Below are 23185 nucleotides of genomic sequence, written 5' to 3'. Positions count from 1 at the left end.
GCGCGCCTCATGCACGGAATTTCTTTCGATCAAGTGTTGTTCATCCTGCGCGGCGCAGGCTGGACCTTGCTGCTGGCAGGCATGGGCTTTGCCGGCGGCGCGCTGGTGGGCGTACCGCTGGCGCTGGCGCGCAGCCGCGGCGGGCGCGTGCTGCGCACGCTCACGGGCGCCTACGTGCAGCTGGTACAGGGCGTGCCGCTGCCGGTGATCATGTTCGTGGTGTATTTCGGCATCAGCGTGGGCGGCTTCGAGCTGCCGGCGCTGGTCGCCGCGGGGATCGCGATGACGGCGTATTCCAGCGCCTACCTCGGCGAGATCTGGAAGGGCTGCATCCAGGCCGTGCCGCGCACGCAGTGGGAGGCCGCCGAATGCCTGGCGCTCACGCCGCTGCAGCGGGCGGTGTACGTGATCCTGCCGCAGGCCGCCCGCATTGCCATTGCGCCCACGGTGAGCTTCCTGGTGCAGATCGTGAAGAACTCGTCGTACGCGGTGGTGATCGGCTTCTTCGACCTGACCTATTCGGCGCGGGTGGTCAACAACTCCACCTTCAAGCCCTTTCTGGTGTTCACCATCGCCGCGGCGCTGTATTTCGCCATCTGCTATCCGCTCTCATCGCTCTCGTACCGCCTGGAGCGCCGCTTCAACAAGGCACGCGCCTGAGCCTGACAGCGCCAAAACCCGACAACAAAGGAACGTCATGGAGACAAGCGTGGACGAAGTGGTCCGCTTCGACAAGGTAAGCAAGTCCTTCGGACAAGTGGAAATCCTCAAGGGCGTGAGCTTCTCGGTGCGCCGCGGCGAGGTGGTGGCCCTGATCGGCCGCAGCGGCTCGGGCAAGAGCACGGCCCTGCGCTGCATCAACGGACTGGAGCGCGTGAGCGGCGGGGCCCTGCATGTGTGCGGCCATGCCATGCACGAAGACGCCGTTGACCTGGGCGCGCTGCGCAAGGAAGTCGGCATCGTGTTCCAGAGCTACAACCTGTTCCCGCACCTGACCGTGGCCGAGAACGTCATGCTGGCACCGCGCAAGGTCAAGGGCATGGGGCGCAAGGAAGCGGGCGAACTGGCCCGCCACGTGCTGCGGCAAGTCGGCATGGAAGAGCGCGCCGACTACTACCCGGAACAGCTCTCCGGCGGCCAGCAGCAGCGCGTCGCCATCGCGCGCTCGCTGGCCATGCAGCCGCGCCTGATGCTGTTCGACGAAGTCACTTCCGCGCTCGATCCCGAGCTTACCGGCGAGGTGCTGCGGGTCATTGAAAAACTGGCCGAAGACGGCATGACCATGGTGCTGGTCACGCACGAGATGTCGTTCGCGCGCTCGGTGGCGGACCAGATCATGTTCATGCACCAGGGCATCGTCTGGGAATGCGGCAGTGGCAGGCTGCTTGACGAACCTGCCACGCCGGAACTGCGCCAGTTCGTCAGCAACGGCCTGTAAGCGCGGCAGCGCCCGCTCAGCAAGAACCCGTTTCGATATCCAACAATACGGAGACAACCTCATGAACTATCGCCGCTATCTCTTTGCCCCACTCGCCGCCCTGCTGCTGGCCGGCACCTCCGCCGCCTCGGCCGACACGCTCGACACCATCAAGCAGCGCAAGAAGATCCTGGTGGCGGTCGATATCAGCGCGCCTCCCTACGGCATGCTGGATACACAAGCCAGGCAGAGCGGCTCCGACATCGAGACCGCGCGCCTGCTCGCCAAGGACCTGGGCGTCGAACTTGAGATCGTTCCGGTCACGGGCCCCAACCGCGTGCCCTTCCTCCTCACCCGCAAGGCGGACGTGGTGCTGGCCTCCTTTTCCGTGACGGACGCGCGCAAGAAGGTCATCGATTTCTCCGAGCCGTATGGCGTGATCCCCGTGGTGGTGGGCGGCCCGACCAAGGCCCAGGTCAAGTCCTTCGCCGACCTGTCGGGCAAGACCGTCGCGGTCACGCGCGGCACCACCAGCGACCAGGAACTGAGCCGGGGCGCCAAGGCCGTGGCAGCGGTGAATATCGTGCGCTACGAGGATGACGCGACCACCAATACCGCGGTCTCCACCGGCCAGCAGGACTACCTGGCCGCGGCCATCAGCGTGATTCCGGAGGTCAGGCGCAGCAATCCGTCGCGCGACCTGGAAATCAAGTTCGTGATGCAGACCTTTCCCTATGCGATCGGCCTGCGCAAGGGCGATACCGCCCTCAAGGACTGGCTGGACGGCTGGGTCAGGGCCAACCTGAAGAACGGCAGGATCAACGACATCTACAAGCGCTATTTCGGCCTGTCGCTGCCGGCCGAGATGCTGAAATAAGGAACGAGGGAGCTCATCGCATGAACGCACCTGCCAACCCCGGCAAGGCAGCACAGCTGCACGCCGCCTTGCGCGTGATCCGGCTGCACCCGGAAGACGACGTCGTCATTGCCCGCGACCAGCTCGTGGCAGGCACCACGCTCGACGAAGAAGACGTGACTGTGCTCGGCCTGGTCCCGCCCGGCCACAAGGTGGCAACGCGCGCCATCGGCGCCGGCGAGGCGGTGCGCCGCTACGGGCAGATCATCGGCTTCGCCAGCCAGGACATCCGCCCCGGCCAGCACGTGCACACCCACAACCTGGCCATGGGCGACTTCACGCGCGACTATGCCTATGGCGCCGATGCGCGCGCGCCGGAGCCGGTGCCGGCGCCGGCCACCTTCGCGGGCATCGTGCGGGCCGATGGCCGCGTGGCCACGCGCAACTACATCGGCATCCTGACCTCGGTGAACTGCTCGGCCACGGTGGCGCGCGCCATTGCCGACCACTTCCGCCGCGACATCCATCCCGAGGCGCTGGCCGCCTATCCCAACGTCGACGGCGTGGTGGCGCTCACGCACGGCGTCGGTTGCGCGGTGGACCCGCAGGGGGAAGGGCTGGCGCTGCTGCAGCGCACGCTGGGCGGCTATGCCTGCCATCCCAACTTCGCCAGCGTGCTGGTGATCGGGCTGGGCTGCGAGACCAACCAGATTTCGGCGCTGCTTGCCACCCAGGGGCTGGCCCACGACGACCGCCTGCAGACCTTCACCATCCAGGACAGCGGCGGCACCACCAGGACCATCGCACGCGGCATTGCCATGATCCAGGAGATGCTGCCCGCCGCGAATGCCGTGCAGCGCCAGCCGGTGCCTGCCAGCCACCTGGTGGTGGGCCTGCAGTGCGGCGGCTCCGACGGCTACTCGGGCATCTCGGCGAACCCGGTGCTGGGCGCGGCGGTAGACCTGCTGGTGCGCCACGGCGGCACTGCCATCCTCTCCGAGACGCCCGAGATCTACGGCGCCGAGCACCTGCTCACGCGCCGCGCACAGACACCGGAAATCGGCCGCAAGCTGGTGGCGCGCATCCGCTGGTGGGAGGACTATTGCGCGCGCCACGGTGCCAGCATGGACAACAACCCGTCGGCAGGCAACAAGGCGGGCGGGCTGACCACCGTGCTGGAAAAATCCCTGGGCGGCATCGCCAAGGGCGGTTCGGCCAACCTGGCCGAGGTCTATGAGTACGCGCAGCCGGTGCGCGCGCGCGGCCTGGTGTTCATGGACACGCCGGGCTACGACCCCATCTCCGCGACCGGCCAGGTCGCGGGGGGTGCCAACCTGATCTGCTTCACCACGGGGCGCGGCTCGGCCTACGGCTGTGCGCCCTCGCCCTCGGTCAAGCTGGCGACCAATACCGCGCTGTGGCAACGCCAGTCCGATGACATGGACCTGAACTGCGGCGCCGTGCTGGACGGCAGCGCCACCATTGGCGGGCTCGGTGAGGAACTGTTCCGGCTGATGCTGGACACCGCCTCCGGCAAGCGTTCACGCAGCGAGCTGCACGGCTACGGGCAGAACGAGTTCGTACCCTGGCAGCTGAGCGCGATCACCTGAAGCCCGCCGGCGCGCAGCCGGCGACGCGGCGGCCCATCGGGCCGCTGCGCTGCGTCTTGCCCCGCCTCAGTCCAGGCGGCGGCACATGCAGTGCGTCCAGGCGCCGAAGCGGCGTTGAAATTCCCTGGACAATTCCAGTTCGGTCGGCAACTCGTCCACGGATGTCAGCGAGAAGCCATAGCGCGCAAAAAAGGCCGGATGCTCCGTCGTCAGCAGAACGGCCTTGGTGCAACCGTTAGCGCGGGCGCGCATCAACAGGGCCGCAACCAGATGGGTGGCAATTCTTCGCTCCCGAAAATCGGGAAGCACGCCAACGGTCCTGACGACAAAGGTCTGGTCGAATATCTCCCCGCAGGCACAACCAGCTACGATTTCCCCGAATTCAGCGACATGGCACAGACATGCGGCCGGCCTCACATTTTCAACTGACAACCCACATTGCTGCAGCACTTCCGAAATAGCTTGAATGTCGGCAATTCCAGCGGCTCGGATACGGACGTCCCTTGGCATCGCCTCTCCTGAATCACTTGATCAACTTCCGCCCTCCCCCACAGTGACCATCACGGCACCAGGCAAGGGCGCAGTAGTAATTTAGCGCATACATAAAAACCAGCCCAATCGGGGTAAACACATGTGCCGCGGCGCCGGCATTATGGGGAGAATAATGCAGCCCAGAACCGGCGGAAACGCAATGGGATAATCCTTGCGAGATGTCCCGCCAGGAATAATGCAGGACTTGCAATTTACGCCAATCTCGCATTGCCGCGCGCCTGGAAAATCGTGCCGATATTCATCGACGCAGAATCCCAAAGAAAAAAGCCACGTAATTCTGATTACGCGGCTTTTTTCTTTGGGAGCGGGAGCGCTTCAGCGGCGGCGCATGTAGAACACAAACACCTTGTCCACTTCCGAGTGCGACAGCAGCTCATTGCCGGTCTGCTTGGCAAAGGCCTGGAAATCGCGCGTGGCGCCGGGATCGGTGGCCAGCACCTTGAGCACATCGCCGCTGGCCATGTCGGCCAGGGCCTTCTTGGTGCGCAGGATCGGCAGCGGGCAGTTCAGGCCGCGCGCATCCACTTCTTTCTGGAACTCCATTCGTCTCTTCCTTCGATTCTGGGGGCTGGGCGGCTGGCCGGAGGCCAGCCTCACCAACGGTATTGTAGCGAACCCCCGACCAGGCTGAAGTCGTGCGGGCGGCGCGGGTCCGGAATGTCGGCGCCGGTCTGGCGGTCGAAGAAGCGCACCGGATAGCCGCGCGCGGCCAGCCAGTCGGCAACCGCGAAGCCGGTGCCAGCCGACCAGACGCGCACGTCCTCCGGCGCCACCAGCTTGTAGTCGGCCAGTTCCTCGGACAGCGCCACGGTGCCGGTCGCCTTGACGTGGTAGGCAATGATCAGCTCGTTCTTGCGCATGAACTCGTAGACGCCGATCAGCGACACCGACTCGGTATCGAGGTTGGTCTCTTCCTTCAGTTCGCGCGCCACGCCCAGCTCGGGCGGCTCGTCGCGCTCCAGGAAGCCCGTCACCAGCGCGAACATGGTCTCCGGCCAGGCGGCATTGCGCGCCAGCAGCAGCTTGTCCTGGTACTCCACCACCGCCGCCAGCACCGGCAGCGGGTTGTTCCAGTGCACGAAGCCGCATTCCTGCTGCACGCAGGCGTGGCGTTCGCGCCCGGACAGCGGCAGCACCTCAAGCGGCGCGCCGCACTGCGGGCAGAATCGGTATTGCATTTGGGGGCTCCTGAAGGGTCTCGTCGTTATAGGTATGGGTGCCGGTCAGGCGCCGCAAGCCGCCCGCATGTCGGCGGCCAGCGCCTCGACCGTCTGCGGCTGCAGGTCCCATGAACACATGAAACGGCAGCCGCCGGCGCCGATAAAGGTATAGAAGCGCCAGCCCCTGGCGCGCAGCGCCTCGATCGCGGGCAGCGGCAGCTCGGCGAACACGGCGTTGGACTGCGTCGGGAACATGATGCGAACGCCCGGAATATCGCTGATGCGCTGCTGCAGCAGCTGCGCCATCGCATTGGCATGGCGCGCGTTGGCGAGCCATACGTCGTTCTCGAGCAAACCCAGCCACGGCGCGGAGATAAAGCGCATCTTCGACGCCAGCTGCCCGGCCTGCTTGACGCGGTAGGCAAAGTCCTCGGCCAGGCGGCGGTCGAAAAACACCACCGCTTCGCCCACCGGCAGGCCGTTCTTGGTGCCGCCGAAGCACAGCACGTCGACGCCGGCGCGCCAGGTAATCTCGGACGGATGCACGCCCAGCGACGCCACCGCATTGGCAAAGCGCGCGCCATCCATATGCACGCGCAGCTGGCGGCGCTTGGCGATGGCAGCGATCGCGCGCACCTCTTCCACGCTGTAGACGGTGCCGACTTCGGTCGACTGCGTCAGCGACACCACCTTGGGCTTGGGGTAATGGATATCGGAGCGGCGCGTGACCAGCGCCTCGACCGCGTCAGGCGTGAGCTTGCCGTCAGCGCCGGGCGCGGTCAGCAGCTTGGAGCCGTTGGAGAAGAACTCCGGGCCGCCGCATTCATCGGTCTCGATATGCGCCAGCTCGTGGCAGATCACCGAGTGGTACGACTGGCACAGCGCCGACAGCGCCAGCGAGTTGGCCGCCGTGCCGTTGAACACGAAGAACACTTCGCAGTCGGTCTGGAACAGGTCGCGGATACGGTCGCAGACCTTCTGCGTCCAGGAATCGTCGCCGTAGGCCTGCTCATGGCCGCTGGCGTTGGCTTCCAGGAAATACTTGAGCGATTCCGGGCAGAAGCCGGCGTAGTTGTCAGAGGCGAAGTGCTGCATGGTGTTCAGTGTGGGGCTGAATGGAGCCTTACTTCTTGTCGGCCCACAGCTCGCCGCCGGTGGCCCAGTTCTCGCGCTTGATGTCGGTGATGATGATGTCGACGGCCGAGGCCGAGCAGCCCAGGGTCTCGCAGCTGACGCGCGTCACTTCCTCGACAAACTTGCGCTTCTGCTCGATGGTACGGCCTTCAAACATTTCGACGTGGAAAGTCGGCATGCAATGCTCCTTTGATGAATGTGGTTGAGTCGCGGCGGGAAATCGATCCCGCTCAGTCCCGGTATGAAGGATCGATTCTATCCAGTTTGCGCAGCAGCGCGGGCCACTCCATCACGCCTTCGACGGCGCCGTTGTCGTAGAGCTGCTCCGAGGTCTTGTCCGCCACGGCCGCGCCTGGCTGCACCAGCGCACCGCCCGCCTGTGCGGCAATCTGGACCTCGCAGGCCTTGATCAGCGTCGCCATCAGCACATAGGCCTCGGCCACGGTGCGGCCCACCGTCAGCGTGCCGTGGTTGCGCAACAGCATGGCGGGATGCCCACCCAGCGATGCGGTCAGCCGCGCGCCTTCGGCCGTGGTGAAGGCCAGGCCTTCGTAGTCGTGGTAGGCCATGCGGCCGTGGAAGCGCATCGCGTGCTGCGACAGCGGCAGCAGCCCGGCGGCCTGCGCCGATACGGCAATGCCGGCGGTGTTATGCAGGTGCATCACGCACATCGCGTCGGCGCGCGCCGCATGCACCGCGGCGTGCAGCGCAAAGCCGGTCACATTGACCGGATGCACGGTCGCGCCGACGACCTCGCCGCGGCCGTTGATCTTGACCAGGTCGCTGGCGCGGATCTCGTCGAAGGCAAAGCCGAAGGGGTTGATCAGGAAGTGGTCGGACTCGCCCGGCACCGTGGCGGAGATATGGGTGTAGATCAGGTCATCCCAGCCCTCGCGCGCGGCCAGGCGGTAGGCGGCGGCCAGGTCGACGCGCACACGCTGTTCTTCGGCGGAAACGGGCCGGATGGGGGCACCCGCGGCACGCGCGGGCTGCAAGGCAAAAGACATGGGGTCGCTCCTGCGCCGCCCGGTCTCGCGTGCCGGGTACGGCCCCGGCCTTCTGTGGCGCGCCACGGGCTGCACGCCAGGCGCGGCAGCCGCTCGCGTGGCGCGCCAGGCGGCAAAGGCAATACTTTAGCGCACCTTGCCGATCAGCTCCGGGCAGCCGCCAGCGGCCAGGCGCGGCACATCCAGGCGAACACCAGCGCGCCGAGCAGCAGCGCCGCCGCCGCGCACGCCAGCGAACCGGCAAAGCCGCCGGTGCGCGCCACCAGCGCGGTTGCCAGCGGCGGCCCGGCGATCTGGCCCAGGCCGTAGGACGCCGTCATCAGGCCCATCAGCCGCGCCGCTTGCGGCCCCCACTGGCGCCGCGCCTCGCGCATCGCAAACGCCACCAGCGCGGTGAACGGCAGCCCCGCCAGCAGGCTGCTGAGGGCAAAGCCGGCCACGGTCGGGAACACCACCGCGATCGCCACGCCCAGCGCCTGCATGCCGTACAGCAGCGTCAACAGCTTGCGGTTGTCGTGCGCCATGCCGACCCGCGTGACCAGGAACGCGCCCACCGTCACGCCCGCGCCGAAGATCGGCCAGAACAGGTCGGCCCAGACCGTGCCGGGCAGCGCCTCGCGCGCAATCACCGGCAGGAAGGTCGCGGTGATGATGTAGCCGAAGCCGGCCAGGCCGTAGGCAAAGGTCAGCGCCCAGGTCTGGGCATCGAGCCGCGCGGCGCCGGTGTCGGCTGCCGCCGGGGATGCCGCCGCCGCCGCCGTCGCCGTCATCGGCACAGCCGGCTGCGCGACGAAGATCCGCCAGACCGCCGCCACCAGCACCACCGCCAGCGCCGTGAACGCGAGCCAGCCATAGTCCGCATGCCAGCCCGCACCGACCATGCCGGATGCACCCAGCCCAGTGACCACGATGCCCAGCCCCGGCCCGCAGAAGATCAGCCCGGCGAGTTCCGGCTTGCCCAGTTCCGCCAACCGCTGCAGGCACCACCCCGCGGTGTAGACCATCACCACGGCGCTGGCCACGCCCGCGGCGGCGCGCCACAGCGACCATGCCGCCATGCCGCCCGGCAGGGCCATGCCCAGCGTCAGCAGCACCGTTGCGGCCAGGCCCCAGCGCACCATGCGCACCGCGTCGGGCCGGATGAACATGCACACTGCGGCGCCGGCGAAGTAGCCGATGTAGTTGACCGTGGCCAGCCAGCCGCCCTGATCCAGCGTGACGGTGCCGTCATGCAGCATCATCGGCAGCAGCGGCGTAAAGGCAAAGCGGCCGATGCCCATCACCACCGCCAGCGATACCAGGCCGGCCATGGCCACCGCCACCGCGCCGGCTTCGCGCCGTGCCGACGCCCGGGTGGCCACGCGCGCAGCGGCGGGGTGTTCAGGGTCGAGGCTGTGGGGGTTCGGCATGGCTGGAGGCTGGCGGGGCAGCGGTTGCATTGCGATGCCTGTATGCTACGCTGGCTTCAGCATCCCAAAAAATGAATTATCAAGATGTCATGCATCTTGATAAGAGATGAATAGCCTCAGGAGTCCCGCATGGACCTTGCCGCCCTCGAGATCTTCCGCGCCGTCGTCGAAGCCGGCGGCATCACCCGTGCGGCCGAGCGGCTGCACCGGGTGCAGTCCAATGTCACCACGCGCATCCGCCAGCTGGAGCAGTCGCTCGGGGTCGACCTGTTCGTGCGCGACGGCCGGCGCATGGTGCTGACGCCTTCCGGGCAGACCCTGTTCGACTATGCCTGCCGCATCCTCAGCATGACCGAAGAGGCACGCCAGGCGGTGCTGCCGGCGCGGCCGCACGGCCGGCTGCGCATTGCCTCGATGGAGAGCACCGCCGCCAGCCGCCTGCCCAATGTGCTGGCCGCGTACCACCAGGCCTGGCCCGCGGTGCAGCTGGAGCTGGTGACGCTGGCCACGCGCCAGGCGCTGGATGCGCTGGCGCGCTTCGAAGTCGAATGCGCCTTTGTCGCCGAGCCGCTGACCGACCCGGCACTGAGCGCCGTCCCGGTGTTCGAGGAAGAGCTGGTGGTGATCACGCGCGCCCGCCATCGCCCGGTGCGCACCGCGGCCGACCTGGAGGTGCCGACGCTGCTGGCGTTCGAGCCCGGCTGCAACTACCGCGCCCGGCTCGAGAACTGGTATGTGAGCGGCGATGCGCCGACGCCGCGCGTGCTGCAGCTGAGCTCGTACCATGCCATCGTCGCCTGCGTCGCGGCCGGCATCGGCGCGGCGATCGTGCCGCGCTCGGTGCTGGGGCTGTACCGCGACCTGCCCGCCATCCGCCAGCACAGCCTGGGCGCGGCCGGCCGCGTGCGCACGCTGCTGGCCTGGCATCCGTCCATGGCCAGCGCGGCCTTGCATGCGCTGATCGACACGCTCACCGCCCACTCACCCGGCCCCTCGGCCAGGCCGGACCTGGCGGCGGCCTGAGCGCCCGGCGCGCGGGCCCGAGGCAGCCCGCGTGCAAGATGTGCCCGGTGGCCTACACTTGAAGTGGCGCCATCACGGCACCTTGCGTGCCCCGCCCCTCTCATGAAACCTGCCACCGCGCTGCTGCGGGCCCTTCGGCCGATGTCCGGCCGGCTGCTGGCCGGCCTGGCGCTGGCGTGCGGCGCCGTTGCCCTCGCCGGCCCAGGTGCCCGTGCGGCGCCGCCCTCCGGCGCCTCGGCGCCTGCCGCCACCGTCACGACCACGGCAACCGCGCCGGTCTACGTGATTCCGCTCAAGGGTGCGGTCAGCCCCGCCAGCGCCAGCTTTATCCTGCGCAGCATGGAACGCGCGCGCGCGGGCGGCGCCCAGCTGGTGGTGCTGGAAATGGACACCCCGGGCGGGCTGGACGCGTCCATGCGCGAGATCATCCAGGCCATCCTGGCCTCGCCGATACCGGTGGCCAGCTACGTCTATCCCGGCGGCGCGCGCGCGGCCAGTGCCGGCACCTACATCCTCTACGCCAGCCACATCGCGGCAATGGCGCCGGGCACCAACCTGGGCGCGGCCACCCCGGTGCAGGTCGGCATTGGCGGGCCGCAGAAGCCAGAGGCCCTGCCCGGCGCCAAGCCCGCCTCCACCCCCGCCAGCGAGCCAGCGCGGGCCGACGCGATGGAACGCAAGCAAATGCACGATGCTTCGGCCTATATCCGCGGCCTGGCCCAGCTGCGCGGACGCAATGCCGAGTGGGCCGAACGCGCGGTGCGCGAATCGGTCAGCCTGTCGGCCGACGAGGCCCTGGCCCAGCGCGTGGTCGACCTGGTCGCCCCCGACCTGCCCGCGCTGTTGCGCCAGGTTGAAGGCCGCTCGATCACCGCTGCCGGCGGCAAGGCCGGCGTGCTGCACACCGCCAATGCGCCGGTGGTGACGCTGGAACCCGACTGGCGCAACCGCTTCCTGGCCGTGATCACCGAGCCCAGCGTGGCGCTGCTGCTGCTGATGATCGGCATCTACGGCCTGATCTTCGAATTCTCCACGCCGGGCATGGTGGTGCCCGGCATTGCCGGCGCGATCTGCCTGCTGGTGGCGCTGTTCGCGCTGCACATGCTGCCCGTGAACTACGCCGGGCTGGCGCTGGTGGCGCTCGGCATCGGCTGCATGGTGGCGGAGCTGTTCCTGCCGACCTTCGGCGCGCTGGGCGTGGGCGGCATCATCGCCTTTGCCTTTGGCGCGGTGATGCTGATCGACACCGACGTGCCGGGCTTCGGCGTGCCGCTGCCGATGGTGGCGGCGATGTCAGCGCTGTCCGCGATTTTCGTGTTCGGCATGTCGGCGATGCTGGTGCGCTCGCGCAAGCGCCCGGTGGTCAGCGGTGCCGACACCCTGGTCGGCGCCCGCGGCGAAATGCTGGACGACCTGCGCGAGGAAGGCTGGGCCACGGTGCGCGGCGAGACCTGGCGCGTGCACAGCGCCAGCTCCTTGCCGCGCGGCACGCCGGTGGTCGTCACCGCGCGCAAGGGCCTGGTGCTCGAGGTGATCGCCGCCGGCAACGCCCCGCTTGTCCCGACAACTCCACCCCAACCGACGCCAGACAAGGGAGCCTGACCATGGCCTACGGATTCAGCTTCGGCGGTTTGATCTTCCTGCTGGCACTGCTGGTGATCACCTCGTTCCGCGTGCTGCGCGAATACGAACGCGGCGTGGTGTTCATGCTCGGACGCTTCTGGCGGGTCAAGGGCCCGGGCCTGGTGCTGCTGATCCCCGCCGTGCAGCAGATGGTCAGGGTGGACCTGCGCACGGTGGTGATGGACGTGCCGCCGCAGGATGTGATTTCGCGCGACAACGTCTCGGTGAAGGTCAATGCGGTGGTGTACTTCCGCGTGGTCGATCCGGAACGCGCCATCATCCAGGTGGCGAACTTCCTGGAAGCCACCAGCCAGCTGGCGCAGACCACGCTGCGCTCGGTGCTGGGCAAGCACGAGCTGGACGAGATGCTGGCCGAGCGCGAGAAGCTCAACCTCGACATCCAGCAGGCGCTGGACGCCCAGACCGACGCCTGGGGCATCAAGGTCTCGAACGTCGAGATCAAGCATGTCGACCTCAACGAAACCATGATCCGCGCGATTGCGCGGCAGGCCGAGGCCGAACGCGAGCGGCGCGCCAAGGTGATCCATGCCGAGGGCGAACTGCAGGCTTCGGAGAAACTGCTGGAAGCGGCCCAGATGCTGGCGCGCGAGCCGCAGGCCATGCAACTGCGCTACCTGCAGACGCTGACACAGATTGCAGGGGACAAGAGTTCCACCATCGTCTTCCCGCTGCCGATCGACATTCTCAACCGGCTCGCCGGCAAGCCGCCCGGCGACGAGCGCCCATAGAAAATGGCGCCGAAGCGCCATTAGCAGTTGCCGGGTCTGAGGGGGTTGCCCCCCTCAGCCGCTCAGACCTTGGTCGCCACCCACTCGCTGACACCAGCCAGCGCCTGCGGCAGCTTGGCCGGCTCGGTGCCGCCAGCCTGGGCCATGTCGGGACGGCCACCACCCTTGCCGCCCACCTGCTGCGCGACAAAGTTGACCAGCTCGCCGGCCTTGACCTTGCCCGTGGCATCGGCGGTGACACCAGCGATCAGGCTGACCTTGCCGTCGGACACCGCACCCAGCACGATGGCCGCACTCTTCAGCTTGTCCTTGAGCTTGTCCATGGTCTCGCGCAGGGTCTTGACGTCGGCGCCGTCCAGTTGCGCGGCCAGCACCTTCAGGCCCTTGATGTCGACCGCCTGCGCGGCCAGCTCGTCGCCCTGCGAGGCGGCCAGCTTGCTCTTCAGGCGTTCCAGCTCCTTCTCCAGCGCGCGCACCTGGTCCTGCACCTGGCCGATGCGCGGCACCAGCTCCGACGGCTGGGCCTTCAGCACGGCGGCGGCTTCGTTCAGCCTGGCGTCCAGGCCCTGCAGGTAGTGCAGCGCGTTGTCGCCGGTAATGGCTTCCACGCGGCGGATGCCGGCGGCAACGCCGCCTTCCACCACGATCTTGAACAGGCCGATGTCGCCGGTGCGGTGCACGTGGGTGCCGCCGCACAGTTCCTTTGAGGTGCCGATCGACAGCACGCGCACGTCGTCGGCGTACTTCTCGCCGAACAGTGCCATCGCGCCGCTCTTGACCGCGTCGTCGAACGGCATGATCTCGGCATGCGTGTCGTCGTTGCGCAGGATCTCGGCATTGACGATCTCTTCCACGCGGCGGATCTGCTCGTCGGTCAGCGCCGCGTTGTGCGAGAAGTCGAAGCGGGTCTTGTCCGCATCCACCAGCGAGCCCTTCTGCTGCACGTGGCTGCCCAGCACTTCACGCAGAGCCTTGTGCATCAGGTGGGTGGCCGAGTGGTTGCGCACGGTGCGCGCACGGCGCTGCGCGTCGACCTGGGCCGACACGGCATCGCCCACCTTGAGTGCGCCGCCTTCCAGCGTGCCCTGGTGGCCGAACACGTCGGCCTGGATCTTGGTGGTGTCAGTCACGGCGAAGACGGCATTGCCTGCCTTCAGCACGCCCTGGTCGCCGGCCTGGCCGCCGGACTCGGCGTAGAACGGGGTGTTGTCGAGCACCACCACGCCGGTCTGGCCCGGCTGCATGGCGTTCACGGCGGCGCCGTCCACATACAGCGCGGTGACCCTGGCTTGCGGCAGTTCCAGCTTCTCGTAGCCGTGGAACACGGTCTTGTCGCCGGTGTACTCCAGGCCGGCGGCCATCTTGAACTTGCCGGCGGCGCGCGCCTGCTCGCGCTGGCGGTTCATGGCCGCGTCGAAGGCGGCCTCGTCCACGCCGATTTCCTGCTCGCGGCACACGTCCTGCGTCAGGTCCAGCGGGAAGCCGAAGGTGTCGTGCAGCTTGAACGCCAGTTCGCCGTCCAGCGTCTTGCCGCCCTTGAGCTTCAGGTCGGCCAGTGCGGCGTCAAGGATCGACATGCCGTTCTCGATGGTCTCGAAGAAGCGCTCTTCCTCGGCCTTCAGCACTTCGGTCACGCGCGACTGGGCTTCAGCCAGTTCGGGATAAGCCTGGCCCATCTGCTCGACCAGATCGGCCACCATCTTGTGGAAGAACGGGGTCTTCTGGCCCAGCTTGTAGCCATGGCGGATGGCGCGGCGGATGATCCGGCGCAGCACGTAGCCGCGGCCTTCGTTGCCGGGGATCACGCCGTCGACGATCAGAAACGAGCACGCGCGGATATGGTCGGCGATGACCTTGAGCGAGTTCTGGTTCAGGTTGTCGATATGGGTTTCACGCGCGGCGGCCTTGATCAGCGCCTGGAACAGGTCGATCTCATAGTTGCTGTGCACGTGCTGCAGCACCGCGGCAATGCGCTCCAGGCCCATGCCGGTGTCCACGCACGGCTTGGGCAGCGGCGTCATATTGCCCTGCTCGTCGCGGTTGAACTGCATGAACACCAGGTTCCACACCTCGATGTAGCGGTCGCCGTCTTCCTCGGGCGATCCCGGCGGGCCGCCCCACACGTCCGGGCCGTGGTCGTAGAAGATTTCCGAGCACGGGCCGCACGGGCCGGTGTCGGCCATCTGCCAGAAGTTGTCCGAGGCGTAGCGCGCGCCCTTGTTGTCGCCGATGCGCACGATACGCTCGGCCGGCACGCCCACTTCCTTGGCCCAGATGTCGTAGGCCTCGTCGTCTTCCGCGTAGACCGTCACCCACAGCTTCTCGGCCGGCAGCTGGTAGGTCTTGGTCAGCAGTTCCCACGCGTACAGGATGGCATCGCGCTTGAAGTAGTCGCCAAACGAGAAGTTGCCCAGCATCTCGAAGAACGTATGGTGGCGCGCGGTGTAGCCCACGTTCTCGAGGTCATTGTGCTTGCCGCCGGCGCGCACCGAGCGCTGCGCCGAGGTGGCGCGGGTGTACGGGCGCTTGTCGGTGCCCAGGAACACGTCCTTGAACTGCACCATGCCGGAGTTGGTGAACAGCAGCGTCGGGTCGTTCGCCGGCACCAGGCTGGACGAGCGGACCACGGTATGGCCCTTCGATTCGAAGAACTGCAGGAACTTGCTGCGAATGTCTGAGACTTTCATGGGATGGCGGACGCTTGCCCTGGCGTGGCCGGGCGCGACGAATCAGTATTGGATTTGCAAACCGTTGATTATACGGGCAAGGCAGCCTGCCGGGCACGTCAGGCATGGCGCCGGGGAGCCGGCCGGCTATCGCCCAAATCCCATCGCCACAAGCGCCTTATAAAGCACCCAAAGCCGCGCCGGCGATTTGCCGGTGGTACATTGCAGGCAACCCGTGCTGGCCCCTGTTTGCAGGGGCGCGCCGACCCCTCGCCGTTGCGACCGATCCCCCGCCTTACCCACTGCATTGACTACCGCCATGGGAGCTTTAAGCCATCTCCGCGTCCTCGACCTGACCCGCGTCCTTGCCGGGCCGTGGTGCGCCCAGAACCTTGCCGATTTCGGCGCCGACGTGATCAAGATCGAGCGCCCCGGCGCCGGCGACGATACCCGCACCTGGGGCCCGCCCTGGCTCAGGGACGAGGACGGCCGCGACACCGCCGAAGCCGCCTACTACCTGGCCGCCAACCGCAACAAGCGCTCCGTGACCTGCGACATCAGCACGCCGGAAGGTCAGCAGATCGTGCGCGAGCTGGCGGCGCAGAGCGACGTGGTGCTGGAGAACTACAAGGTAGGCCAGCTCAGGAAGTACGGCCTGGACTATGAGTCGCTCAGGCAGGTCAAGCCCGACCTGATCTACTGCTCGGTCACCGGCTTCGGCCAGACCGGCCCGTACGCCGCGCGCCCGGGCTATGACTTCATCATCCAGGGCATGGGCGGCTTCATGAGCCTGACCGGCGAGCGCGACGACCTGCCCGGCGGCGGCCCGCAGAAGGCCGGCGTGGCCATTTCCGACCTGATGACCGGCCAGTACGCCACCATCGCCGTGCTGGCGGCGCTGGCGCACCGCGACCGCACCGGCGAGGGCCAGTACATCGACATGGCCCTGCTGGACGTGCAGGTGGCGATGCTGGCCAACATGAACACCAACTACCTGGCCAGCGGCCAGGCGCCGCGCCGCTGGGGCAATGCGCACCCCAATATCGTCCCCTACCAGACCTTCCAGGCCGCCGATGGCTGGATCATCGTGGCGGTGGGCAACGACGGGCAGTTCCGCAAGTTCGTCACCGACGGCGGCAAGCCCGAGCTGGCCGACGACCCGCGCTTTGCCACCAACCCGCAGCGCGTGGCCAATCGCGACGTGCTGGTGCCGATCCTGGCCGAGATGGTGCGCCCGCGCACCCGCGCCCAGTGGATCCGCGACCTGGAGGCCGCCGGCGTGCCGTGCGGCCCGATCAACACCCTCGACGACGTGTTCGAGGACGACCAGGTCAAGGCGCGCGGCCTGCGCGTGGACCTGCCCCACCCCAGCGCCGGCGAGGTCAGGCTGGTGGGCAGCCCGATCAAGATGAGCGCCACGCCGCCGCAGGCGCTGCGCCACCCGCCGCTGCTGGGCGAGCACACCGACACGGTGCTGGCCGAGACGCTGGGCTACGGCCCTGAGCAGATCGAAGCGCTGCGTGCAAAGGGTGTGCTGTAAGATTCTCCTCCTGCCGGCGGGCGGCCCTGGTGCCCCCGCCGGTGCCTTCCCGAAGCAGTTCAGTCCCCACTGAAGCAAAGGCAAAGGAGAATCCATGCTGACCGACGCCATACTGTCCTTCCTGCATTTCCTTGCGATCTTCGTCCTGATCACCCTGATGGCCGCCGAGGCCGTGGTGCTGCGCCCGGAAATCACGCCGGCCGCGGTGCGGCGCCTGTCGCTGTACGACCTGTTCTATTTCCTGTCGGCGATGGTGGTGCTGGGCACCGGCCTGCTGCGCCTGTTCTACGGCGCCAAGGGCGCCGACTTCTACCTGCACAACCCGTGGTTCCATGCCAAGGTGGGCGTGTTCGTGCTGATCGCGCTGTGCTCGCTGCCGCCGACCTTCGCCATCGCGCGCTGGCGCAAGCAGGCGCGCCGGCTGCCGGATTACGTGCCGCCGCCGTCCGAGTTGAAGGCCGCCCGCCGCTGGGTGATGATCGAAGCCCACCTGGTGATCCTGCTGCCGCTGTGCGCGGTCATGATGGCGCGGGGCATCGGCGCCAGATAAGAATCCCAATCCCCTGAAGTCCGAAACATGCTGAAGAAACTGCTTGCCGCCGCGCTGACCGCGGCCCTGCTGCCCGCCGCCGCCGTGGCGGCCACCAATGCCTACCCGACCAAGCCGGTCCGCTTCGTGGTGCCCTACCCCGCCGGCGGCCCGCTCGACACCGTCGCGCGCGCCATCGGCGAGAAGCTGCGCGACAGCCTGGGCCAGCCGGTGGTGGTCGAGAACAAGCCCGGCGCGGGCGGCAACCTGGGCGCGGACTACGTCGCCAAGCAGCCGGCCGACGGCTACACCATCGTCATGGGCGCGGTGGCCACGCACGCCATCAACCCGACGCTGTTCAGCAAGATGCCGTACGACCCGGTCAAGGACTTCGCGCCGATCACGCTGGTGGCCGACGTCCCCAACGTGCTGGTGATGCACCCGGGCAAGGCCGCCGACCTGCATATCAACAATGTGCGCGACCTGGTCGCGTACGCGCGCAAGAATCCGGGCAAGCTGGACTACGCCTCGGGCGGCAACGGCAGCGCCGGCCACCTGTCGGGCGAGCTGTTCAAGAGCATGGCGAAGGTCAGCATGGTCCATATCCCGTACAACGGCGCCGCACCGGCGCAGCTGTCGGTGCTGTCGGGCCAGACCGACCTGATCTTCGACAACCTGGCTTCGGCCTCGGCCAATATCAAGGCGGGCAAGCTGAAGGCCTTTGCGGTCACCACCGCCAGCCGCGCCGCGGCCTTCCCGGAACTGCCGACCATCGCGGAAGCCGGCAAGGGGCTGGGCCTGGAAGGCTTCGACATCTCGACGTGGTTCGGCGTGTTCGCGCCGGCCAACACCCCGCGCGAGATCGTCGAGCGGCTTAACCATGAGATCGTGGCAATCCTGAAGACCGACGAGATGAAGGCACGCCTGGCCCGCATCGGCGCACAGCCGGCACCGACCACGCCCGAGCAGTTCGCGGCGCTGATCCAGCGCGAGCTGAAGAAATACGCGCAGATCGTGAAGGTATCCGGGGCGAAGGTGGATTGAAAACAAGGCGGCCATGGCCGCCTTTTTTGTCATTACTCCGCCTCGGCACCCTCCCCGCTCCGCTCTGCCCCGTCCTTGCGCCGGCGCGGCGGCCATAGCCGCCCGCCCGAATCCCCGTCCAGCCGCGGCAGCAGCAACCCCACCTGCAGGATCTGCGCGCCTTCCATGCGCGTCACCGTCAGCGGCAGGCCGGCGATCGCGACACTGTCGCCTTCCACCGGCGGCGAGGTGAAGGCCCGCTGCATCGCCGCTTCCAGCGTCAGCGGCTCCTCTTCCGGGGTCAGCGCGCGCGTGCCGTACAGCGCCGCGACGTCGCGCAGCAGCGCATCACCCGACATCAGGAAATCATGCGAGGCCTGCTCCCAGGTAGGCGCGCGGCCCGGTGCCTGGAACAGCGCCGACAGCATCGGCAGGGTCGTCACCGGCGCCAGCACCGAGACGCTGTCGCCGGCGCGCAGCACGGTCTGATCCAGCGCCGCCAGCGCATCGTCGCGCGCCACCGTCAGCAGCCGGCAGCGCGGCGGCAGCTCCAGCTGGTCGGCGCGCACGTTCTCCACGGGCGCATTGGGCCCCACCTCGAACTGCATCACCTCCAGGATCGGCGCGCGCGTGCCGCGCAGGCGCGAACGCGCCAGCGGCTCGGGGTAGCCGGGGCGCCGCACGCGCGCCAGGCGCGCCGCCACCGACACCGTGGTGCCCTGGAACAGCAGGCTGGCCAGCACCACGGCAAAGGCGATGCGGAACAGCAGCCCCGATTGCGGCACCTCGCGCAGCAGCGGAAACAGCGCCAGTACGATCGGCACCGCGCCGCGCAGGCCCATCCACGCGATAAAGCCGGTCTCGCGCGCATTGAAGCGGAACGGCAGCAGCGCCAGCCACACCGCCACCGGCCGCGCCACCAGCATCAGGAAGGCCGCCACCGCCACCGCCGGACCGGCCACCTCCCAGATCCGGTGCGGCGACACCAGCAGGCCCAGCAGCAGGAACATGGCCGACTGCGCCAGCCAGGCCATGCCGTCCATGGCGCGCATGGTGTCCGACGTCACCGCGCGCTCGCGGTTGCCGATCAGCATGCCGGTCAGGTACACCGCCAGGAAACCGCTGCCGCCGGCGCTCTGCACCAGCGCGAACACCATCGCGCCGCCCGAGCACAGCAGGATCGCCTGCAGCCCTTCGGCCACGCGGATGCGCTCCAGCACGCGGGCCAGGCAATAGCCGAGCGCCAGGCCGAGCAGCCCGCCCACGCCGAACTGCACCAGCAGCCGCGTGACCAGGCCCAGCGGCGTCAGGCCGTCAGGCGCGGTCAGCCATTCGATCAGCGTCAGGGTCAGGAAGATCGCCATCGGGTCGTTGATGCCGGACTCGATCTCGAGCACGCTCGCCACCCGCTCCTTCAGCCGGATGCCGCTGCTATTGAGCATCGAGAACACCGCGGCCGCGTCGGTCGAGCCGACGATGGCACCAAGCAGCAGCCCGAGCCGCCAGTCGATGCCCAGCAGCCACGCGGCGAACACGCCGACCAGCGCTGCCGTCACCAGCACCCCCACGGTCGCCAGCGACAGCGAAGGTTTCAGCGCCACCCGGAAGGTGGCAAAGCGCGTGCGCAGCCCGCCATCGAGCAGGATCACCGCCAGCGCCAGGTTGCCGACCAGGAAGCTGAGCCAGGTATCGGAGAAACGGATGCCGCCCGGCCCGTCCACGCCGGCCAGCATGCCCACGGCCAGGAAGACCAGCAGGAACGGCACGCCCAGGCGTGCCGAGAAAGCCCCCAGCACGATGCCCAGCGACATCACGACGGCGCCGATCAGAATGATGTGGTCAATGCTCTCCAAACCGCTCCTCGCGTTGCGTAGTGGTTCCTTGCGGAACCTTTCAAACCTTTCAGCGGCGGGTAGCGCCGCGCGGCGCAAGACCGCCCCGGATAATAGCGCAGCGACTGGCGCCACGGCCCGCCAACCCGCTCCCAGCTTGGCTTGGCGGCACTTTTAAGCGCTCTTTCACTAGGGGATACCCTCAGCATGACCCTGTTTGCAGACATCTGAAAGGTAGCTGAAAGGTCGCCCCCTTAACTTCCACCCTGCCCGTAGGAGAGCTCCCGCAAACTGCCGCATTGATGCACCGCAACAAAGGCAGCGGAAGGGAGCCCTCCTGAGATTTCAAGCAGTCTTATCGAGGAGATTCACTTTGCGCATACGTAGCCAAAAGGACTTCGCCTCCGGCCTGATGTTCATCCTGGTCGGATTCGGCTTTTCCTGGGTCGCGCGCGGTTATTCCATGGGAACCGCCGCAAAAATGGGACCGGGATACTTCCCGTTCTGGCTCGGCATCGTGCTCGCCCTGCTGGGCGTGCTGGTGCTGTGGGGCTCGTTGTCTTCCAAGTCGGAAGAAGACAACCTGGCCCGCTGGGACATCAAGACGCTCTTGTGGATCCTCGGTTCGGTGGTGCTGTTCGGCCTGCTGCTCAAGCCGCTGGGCATGGTGCTGTCGGTGCTGGTGCTGGTGCTGGTGTCGTCGATGGCCAGCCATGAATTCAGCTGGAAGGGTGCCATCCTCAACGCCATCATCCTGGTGCTGATCAGCCTGGGCGCGTTCGTGTACGGCATCAACCTGCAGATGCCGGTGTGGCCGGCTTTCCTGGCAAGCTAAGGAGGCCGCCAACATGGAACTACTCGCCAACCTGGGTCTGGGCTTCTCCACCGCCCTGACCTTCCAGAACCTCGCGTACGCCTTCCTGGGCTGCGTGCTGGGAACCCTGATCGGCGTGCTGCCGGGCCTGGGGCCGCTGGCCACCATCGCCATGCTGCTGCCGGTGACCTACACGCTGCCCCCGGTGGCCGCGCTGATCATGCTGGCCGGTATCTACTACGGCGCCCAGTACGGCGGTTCGACCACCGCCATCCTGGTCAACCTGCCTGGCGAATCGTCATCGGTGGTGACAACCATCGACGGCTACCAGATGGCAAGGCGAGGACGAGCGGGGGTGGCGCTGGCCACAGCCGGGCTGGGCTCGTTCTTCGCCGGCTGCGTCGCCACCATGATCCTGGCCGCCTTTGCCGCGCCGCTGTCGGAACTGGCGTTCAAGTTCGGCCCCGCCGAATACTTCTCGCTGATGGTGCTGGGCCTGATCGGCGCCGTGGTGCTGGCTTCGGGTTCGCTGGTCAAGGCCATCGCCATGATCGTGCTGGGCCTGCTGCTGGGCCTGGTCGGCACCGACGTGAACTCGGGCGCCGCGCGCTTCTCGTTCGACGTGCCGGAACTGACCGATGGCCTGAACTTCGTCTCGGTGGCAATGGGTATCTTCGGCTTTGCTGAAATCATCGCCAACCTGGAGCAGAAGGAACACCGCGAAACCTTTACCGACCACATCACCAACCTGTTCCCGACCAAGGAAGACTTCAAGCGCATGATCCCGGCGGTGCTGCGTGGCACGCTGCTGGGCTCGGCACTGGGCATCCTGCCGGGCGGCGGTGCATCGCTGGCTTCGTTTGCTGCCTACTCGCTGGAGAAGAAGACTTCCAGGTATCCGCAGGAATTCGGCAAGGGTGCGATCGAAGGCGTGGCGGGTCCGGAATCGGCCAACAATGCGGCTTCGCAGACCTCCTTCATCCCGCTGCTGACGCTGGGCATTCCGCCCAACGCGGTGATGGCGCTGATGGTGGGTGCGATGACCATCCACAACATCCAGCCCGGCCCGCAGGTGATGACCAGCAACCCGGCGCTGTTCTGGGGCCTGATCGCCTCGATGTGGATCGGCAACCTGATGCTGATCGTGCTGAACCTGCCGCTGATCGGCATCTGGGTGAAGCTGCTGAAGGTGCCTTACCGCTACCTGTACCCGGCCATCCTGACGTTCTGCTGCATCGGCGTGTACTCGGTCCAGAACACCACCTTCGACGTGTTCCAGACCGCGGCCTTCGGCGTGGTGGGCTACCTGTTCATCAAGCTCAAGTGCGAACCCGCGCCGCTGCTGCTCGGCTTCGTGCTGGGGCCGATGATGGAAGAGAACTTCCGCCGCTCGCTGCTGCTGTCGCGTGGTGACTTCAGCGTGTTCGTGACGCGCCCGCTGTCGCTGGGCCTGCTGATCGCCGCTGCCGTGCTGGTGCTGATCGTGGCGATGCCGTCGATCAAGGCCAAGCGCGAGGAAGCGTTCCAGGAAGAATAAGCAGGGAATATCGCCGGCCCCGGGGCCGGCGGCACAACACACTAAGGGCACCGCAAGGTGCCCTTTTTTTGTGCTTGCCGGCTACGTCCTGGCTCGGCCCCACCGCCACCCGACCCCCGACGACCTATATTGATAGGACTCGGACAACGGTCGCGCTGTGCGCGTCGGAGGTTGAAATCATGACCATGTCTACCACGCTGGCGAGATGCCTGAGCAAGAAGCAAAGCCAGTTCGACACCGTCCGGCACCCCTACAGCCTCAGCAGCATGGCCACTGCACAGGCCGCACACATTCCCGGAGACCGACTGGCCAAGACCGTCCTGCTGGAAGACAGCAGCGGCTACGTCGCTGCCGTGATTCCTTCGACTCACCACCTGAAACTGTCGGAGATCTGCGAGCAGACCGGCCGCAAGCTGTCGCTGGCGCATGAGGATGGCGTGCGCGAAGTGTTCCGCGACTGCGACCACGGCGCGCTCCCGCCGGTCGGCATGGCGTACGGCACGCAGACCTGGCTCGACGACAGCCTGCTGACGCACCCCGACGTCTACTTCGAGGCGGGCGACCACCAGGAACTGGTGCACATGAGCACCGGGCAGTTCCTCGACCTGATGGCCGATGCGCGGCGCGGGCATTTTGCGCACAGGATCATGTAGGCGGGGGCATGCCCTGGCAGGCCACGCGGCCGGCGCTTGCCGGCCGCTTGT

At 67.4% G+C, this 23185-nt stretch carries 22 protein-coding genes; 13 read left to right on the top strand and 9 right to left on the bottom strand.

Annotation, left to right across the window (positions count from 1 at the left end):
- Window positions 1-9: 9 nt before the first annotated feature.
- From AC3WRR_RS06850 to AC3WRR_RS06835, 4 genes are all read left to right on the top strand, one after another.
- On the top strand, window positions 10-660 hold the full coding sequence (locus AC3WRR_RS06850) for an amino acid ABC transporter permease (protein WP_010813664.1): 651 nt from the start codon (window positions 10-12) through the stop codon (window positions 658-660).
- Between the two features lie 49 nt (window positions 661-709).
- The gene (locus tag AC3WRR_RS06845) at window positions 710-1438 is read left to right on the top strand and encodes an amino acid ABC transporter ATP-binding protein (RefSeq protein WP_269446640.1); all 729 of its coding nucleotides are present in this window, start codon (window positions 710-712) and stop codon (window positions 1436-1438) included.
- Window positions 1439-1499: 61 nt separating this feature from the next.
- Window positions 1500-2294, top strand: coding sequence for a transporter substrate-binding domain-containing protein (locus AC3WRR_RS06840; protein WP_439670833.1), 795 nt, complete (start codon window positions 1500-1502; stop codon window positions 2292-2294).
- Between the two features lie 20 nt (window positions 2295-2314).
- Entirely contained in the window at window positions 2315-3883 is a 1569-nt protein-coding gene (locus AC3WRR_RS06835) for a UxaA family hydrolase (protein ID WP_011615817.1), read from the top strand.
- A 66-nt stretch (window positions 3884-3949) separates the two neighbouring features.
- Here AC3WRR_RS06835 and AC3WRR_RS06830 read toward each other — a convergent pair whose 3' ends face one another.
- From AC3WRR_RS06830 to AC3WRR_RS06800, 7 genes are all read right to left on the bottom strand, one after another.
- Entirely contained in the window at window positions 3950-4393 is a 444-nt protein-coding gene (locus AC3WRR_RS06830) for a GNAT family N-acetyltransferase (protein WP_010813668.1), read from the bottom strand.
- Between the two features lie 357 nt (window positions 4394-4750).
- Window positions 4751-4978, bottom strand: a complete 228-nt coding sequence (locus AC3WRR_RS06825) for a sulfurtransferase TusA family protein (RefSeq protein ID WP_010813669.1) — start codon at window positions 4976-4978, stop codon at window positions 4751-4753.
- Window positions 4979-5028: 50 nt separating this feature from the next.
- On the bottom strand, window positions 5029-5613 hold the full coding sequence (locus AC3WRR_RS06820; protein ID WP_010813670.1) for an NUDIX domain-containing protein: 585 nt from the start codon (window positions 5611-5613) through the stop codon (window positions 5029-5031).
- Window positions 5614-5658: 45 nt separating this feature from the next.
- Window positions 5659-6690: a threonine aldolase family protein gene (locus AC3WRR_RS06815; protein ID WP_010813671.1), complete on the bottom strand. Its 1032-nt coding sequence runs from the start codon at window positions 6688-6690 to the stop codon at window positions 5659-5661.
- A 28-nt stretch (window positions 6691-6718) separates the two neighbouring features.
- A complete protein-coding gene (locus AC3WRR_RS06810; protein WP_010813672.1) occupies window positions 6719-6907 on the bottom strand; it encodes a 4-oxalocrotonate tautomerase in 189 nt (62 codons plus the stop codon).
- Window positions 6908-6959: 52 nt separating this feature from the next.
- Window positions 6960-7736: a class II aldolase/adducin family protein gene (locus AC3WRR_RS06805; RefSeq protein ID WP_492296518.1), complete on the bottom strand. Its 777-nt coding sequence runs from the start codon at window positions 7734-7736 to the stop codon at window positions 6960-6962.
- Window positions 7737-7879: 143 nt separating this feature from the next.
- Window positions 7880-9145 (bottom strand): YbfB/YjiJ family MFS transporter, encoded by a 1266-nt coding sequence (locus AC3WRR_RS06800; protein WP_492296516.1) that lies wholly within the window; start codon window positions 9143-9145, stop codon window positions 7880-7882.
- Window positions 9146-9274: 129 nt separating this feature from the next.
- On the opposite strand from AC3WRR_RS06800, the gene AC3WRR_RS06795 reads away from it, so the two are divergent.
- The 3 genes from AC3WRR_RS06795 to AC3WRR_RS06785 all read left to right on the top strand — a co-directional run bounded on the left by AC3WRR_RS06795 (window position 9275) and on the right by AC3WRR_RS06785 (window position 12540).
- Complete coding sequence (locus AC3WRR_RS06795; RefSeq protein ID WP_492296514.1) at window positions 9275-10168, top strand: LysR family transcriptional regulator; 894 nt, start codon at window positions 9275-9277, stop codon at window positions 10166-10168.
- 102 nt (window positions 10169-10270) lie between these two features.
- Window positions 10271-11770: an NfeD family protein gene (locus tag AC3WRR_RS06790; protein WP_492296512.1), complete on the top strand. Its 1500-nt coding sequence runs from the start codon at window positions 10271-10273 to the stop codon at window positions 11768-11770.
- Window positions 11771-11772: 2 nt separating this feature from the next.
- Window positions 11773-12540, top strand: coding sequence for a slipin family protein (locus tag AC3WRR_RS06785; protein ID WP_010813677.1), 768 nt, complete (start codon window positions 11773-11775; stop codon window positions 12538-12540).
- A gap of 62 nt (window positions 12541-12602) precedes the next feature.
- Here the strand turns inward: AC3WRR_RS06785 and alaS are convergent, their stop codons facing one another.
- On the bottom strand, window positions 12603-15227 hold the full coding sequence (gene alaS, locus AC3WRR_RS06780; RefSeq protein WP_439670838.1) for an alanine--tRNA ligase: 2625 nt from the start codon (window positions 15225-15227) through the stop codon (window positions 12603-12605).
- Window positions 15228-15525: 298 nt separating this feature from the next.
- On the opposite strand from alaS, the gene AC3WRR_RS06775 reads away from it, so the two are divergent.
- The 3 genes from AC3WRR_RS06775 to AC3WRR_RS06765 all read left to right on the top strand — a co-directional run bounded on the left by AC3WRR_RS06775 (window position 15526) and on the right by AC3WRR_RS06765 (window position 18319).
- Window positions 15526-16746 carry a CaiB/BaiF CoA transferase family protein gene (locus tag AC3WRR_RS06775; protein ID WP_010813679.1) on the top strand — a complete coding sequence of 407 codons (1221 nt, stop codon included), beginning with the start codon at window positions 15526-15528 and terminating at the stop codon, window positions 16744-16746.
- 94 nt (window positions 16747-16840) lie between these two features.
- Window positions 16841-17296: a DUF2214 family protein gene (locus AC3WRR_RS06770; RefSeq protein WP_011615824.1), complete on the top strand. Its 456-nt coding sequence runs from the start codon at window positions 16841-16843 to the stop codon at window positions 17294-17296.
- Window positions 17297-17323: 27 nt separating this feature from the next.
- Window positions 17324-18319, top strand: a complete 996-nt coding sequence (locus tag AC3WRR_RS06765) for a Bug family tripartite tricarboxylate transporter substrate binding protein (RefSeq protein WP_010813681.1) — start codon at window positions 17324-17326, stop codon at window positions 18317-18319.
- Window positions 18320-18351: 32 nt separating this feature from the next.
- Here AC3WRR_RS06765 and AC3WRR_RS06760 read toward each other — a convergent pair whose 3' ends face one another.
- Complete coding sequence (locus AC3WRR_RS06760) at window positions 18352-20151, bottom strand: potassium/proton antiporter (RefSeq protein WP_492296510.1); 1800 nt, start codon at window positions 20149-20151, stop codon at window positions 18352-18354.
- 352 nt (window positions 20152-20503) lie between these two features.
- On the opposite strand from AC3WRR_RS06760, the gene AC3WRR_RS06755 reads away from it, so the two are divergent.
- From AC3WRR_RS06755 to AC3WRR_RS06745, 3 genes are all read left to right on the top strand, one after another.
- Window positions 20504-20965 carry a tripartite tricarboxylate transporter TctB family protein gene (locus AC3WRR_RS06755; RefSeq protein ID WP_010813683.1) on the top strand — a complete coding sequence of 154 codons (462 nt, stop codon included), beginning with the start codon at window positions 20504-20506 and terminating at the stop codon, window positions 20963-20965.
- Between the two features lie 13 nt (window positions 20966-20978).
- Window positions 20979-22481: a tripartite tricarboxylate transporter permease gene (locus tag AC3WRR_RS06750; protein WP_010813684.1), complete on the top strand. Its 1503-nt coding sequence runs from the start codon at window positions 20979-20981 to the stop codon at window positions 22479-22481.
- A 179-nt stretch (window positions 22482-22660) separates the two neighbouring features.
- Window positions 22661-23134: an aminoacyl-tRNA deacylase gene (locus tag AC3WRR_RS06745; protein WP_010813685.1), complete on the top strand. Its 474-nt coding sequence runs from the start codon at window positions 22661-22663 to the stop codon at window positions 23132-23134.
- Window positions 23135-23185: the final 51 nt, after the last annotated feature.

The sequence above is a fragment of the Cupriavidus sp. FW305-3-2-15-C-LB2 genome (assembly GCF_058787575.1).
This window is presented reverse-complemented; position numbering and strand designations above follow the sequence as displayed.

Excerpts from the sequence above, each read along its gene's own strand:
- AC3WRR_RS06750 (WP_010813684.1), top strand. The coding sequence starts at position 20,979 with ATGGAACTACTCGCCAACCTGGGTCTGGGCTTCTCCACCGCCCTGACC.
- AC3WRR_RS06825 (WP_010813669.1), bottom strand. The coding sequence starts at position 4,978 with ATGGAGTTCCAGAAAGAAGTGGATGCGCGCGGCCTGAACTGCCCGCTG.
- AC3WRR_RS06835 (WP_011615817.1), top strand. The coding sequence starts at position 2,315 with ATGAACGCACCTGCCAACCCCGGCAAGGCAGCACAGCTGCACGCCGCC.
- alaS (WP_439670838.1), bottom strand. The coding sequence starts at position 15,227 with ATGAAAGTCTCAGACATTCGCAGCAAGTTCCTGCAGTTCTTCGAATCG.
- AC3WRR_RS06775 (WP_010813679.1), top strand. The coding sequence starts at position 15,526 with ATGGGAGCTTTAAGCCATCTCCGCGTCCTCGACCTGACCCGCGTCCTT.
- AC3WRR_RS06770 (WP_011615824.1), top strand. The coding sequence starts at position 16,841 with ATGCTGACCGACGCCATACTGTCCTTCCTGCATTTCCTTGCGATCTTC.
- AC3WRR_RS06830 (WP_010813668.1), bottom strand. The coding sequence starts at position 4,393 with ATGCCAAGGGACGTCCGTATCCGAGCCGCTGGAATTGCCGACATTCAA.
- AC3WRR_RS06840 (WP_439670833.1), top strand. The coding sequence starts at position 1,500 with ATGAACTATCGCCGCTATCTCTTTGCCCCACTCGCCGCCCTGCTGCTG.
- AC3WRR_RS06795 (WP_492296514.1), top strand. The coding sequence starts at position 9,275 with ATGGACCTTGCCGCCCTCGAGATCTTCCGCGCCGTCGTCGAAGCCGGC.
- AC3WRR_RS06765 (WP_010813681.1), top strand. The coding sequence starts at position 17,324 with ATGCTGAAGAAACTGCTTGCCGCCGCGCTGACCGCGGCCCTGCTGCCC.
- AC3WRR_RS06745 (WP_010813685.1), top strand. The coding sequence starts at position 22,661 with ATGACCATGTCTACCACGCTGGCGAGATGCCTGAGCAAGAAGCAAAGC.
- AC3WRR_RS06810 (WP_010813672.1), bottom strand. The coding sequence starts at position 6,907 with ATGCCGACTTTCCACGTCGAAATGTTTGAAGGCCGTACCATCGAGCAG.
- AC3WRR_RS06805 (WP_492296518.1), bottom strand. The coding sequence starts at position 7,736 with ATGTCTTTTGCCTTGCAGCCCGCGCGTGCCGCGGGTGCCCCCATCCGG.
- AC3WRR_RS06785 (WP_010813677.1), top strand. The coding sequence starts at position 11,773 with ATGGCCTACGGATTCAGCTTCGGCGGTTTGATCTTCCTGCTGGCACTG.
- AC3WRR_RS06800 (WP_492296516.1), bottom strand. The coding sequence starts at position 9,145 with ATGCCGAACCCCCACAGCCTCGACCCTGAACACCCCGCCGCTGCGCGC.
- AC3WRR_RS06850 (WP_010813664.1), top strand. The coding sequence starts at position 10 with ATGCACGGAATTTCTTTCGATCAAGTGTTGTTCATCCTGCGCGGCGCA.
- AC3WRR_RS06820 (WP_010813670.1), bottom strand. The coding sequence starts at position 5,613 with ATGCAATACCGATTCTGCCCGCAGTGCGGCGCGCCGCTTGAGGTGCTG.
- AC3WRR_RS06790 (WP_492296512.1), top strand. The coding sequence starts at position 10,271 with ATGAAACCTGCCACCGCGCTGCTGCGGGCCCTTCGGCCGATGTCCGGC.
- AC3WRR_RS06815 (WP_010813671.1), bottom strand. The coding sequence starts at position 6,690 with ATGCAGCACTTCGCCTCTGACAACTACGCCGGCTTCTGCCCGGAATCG.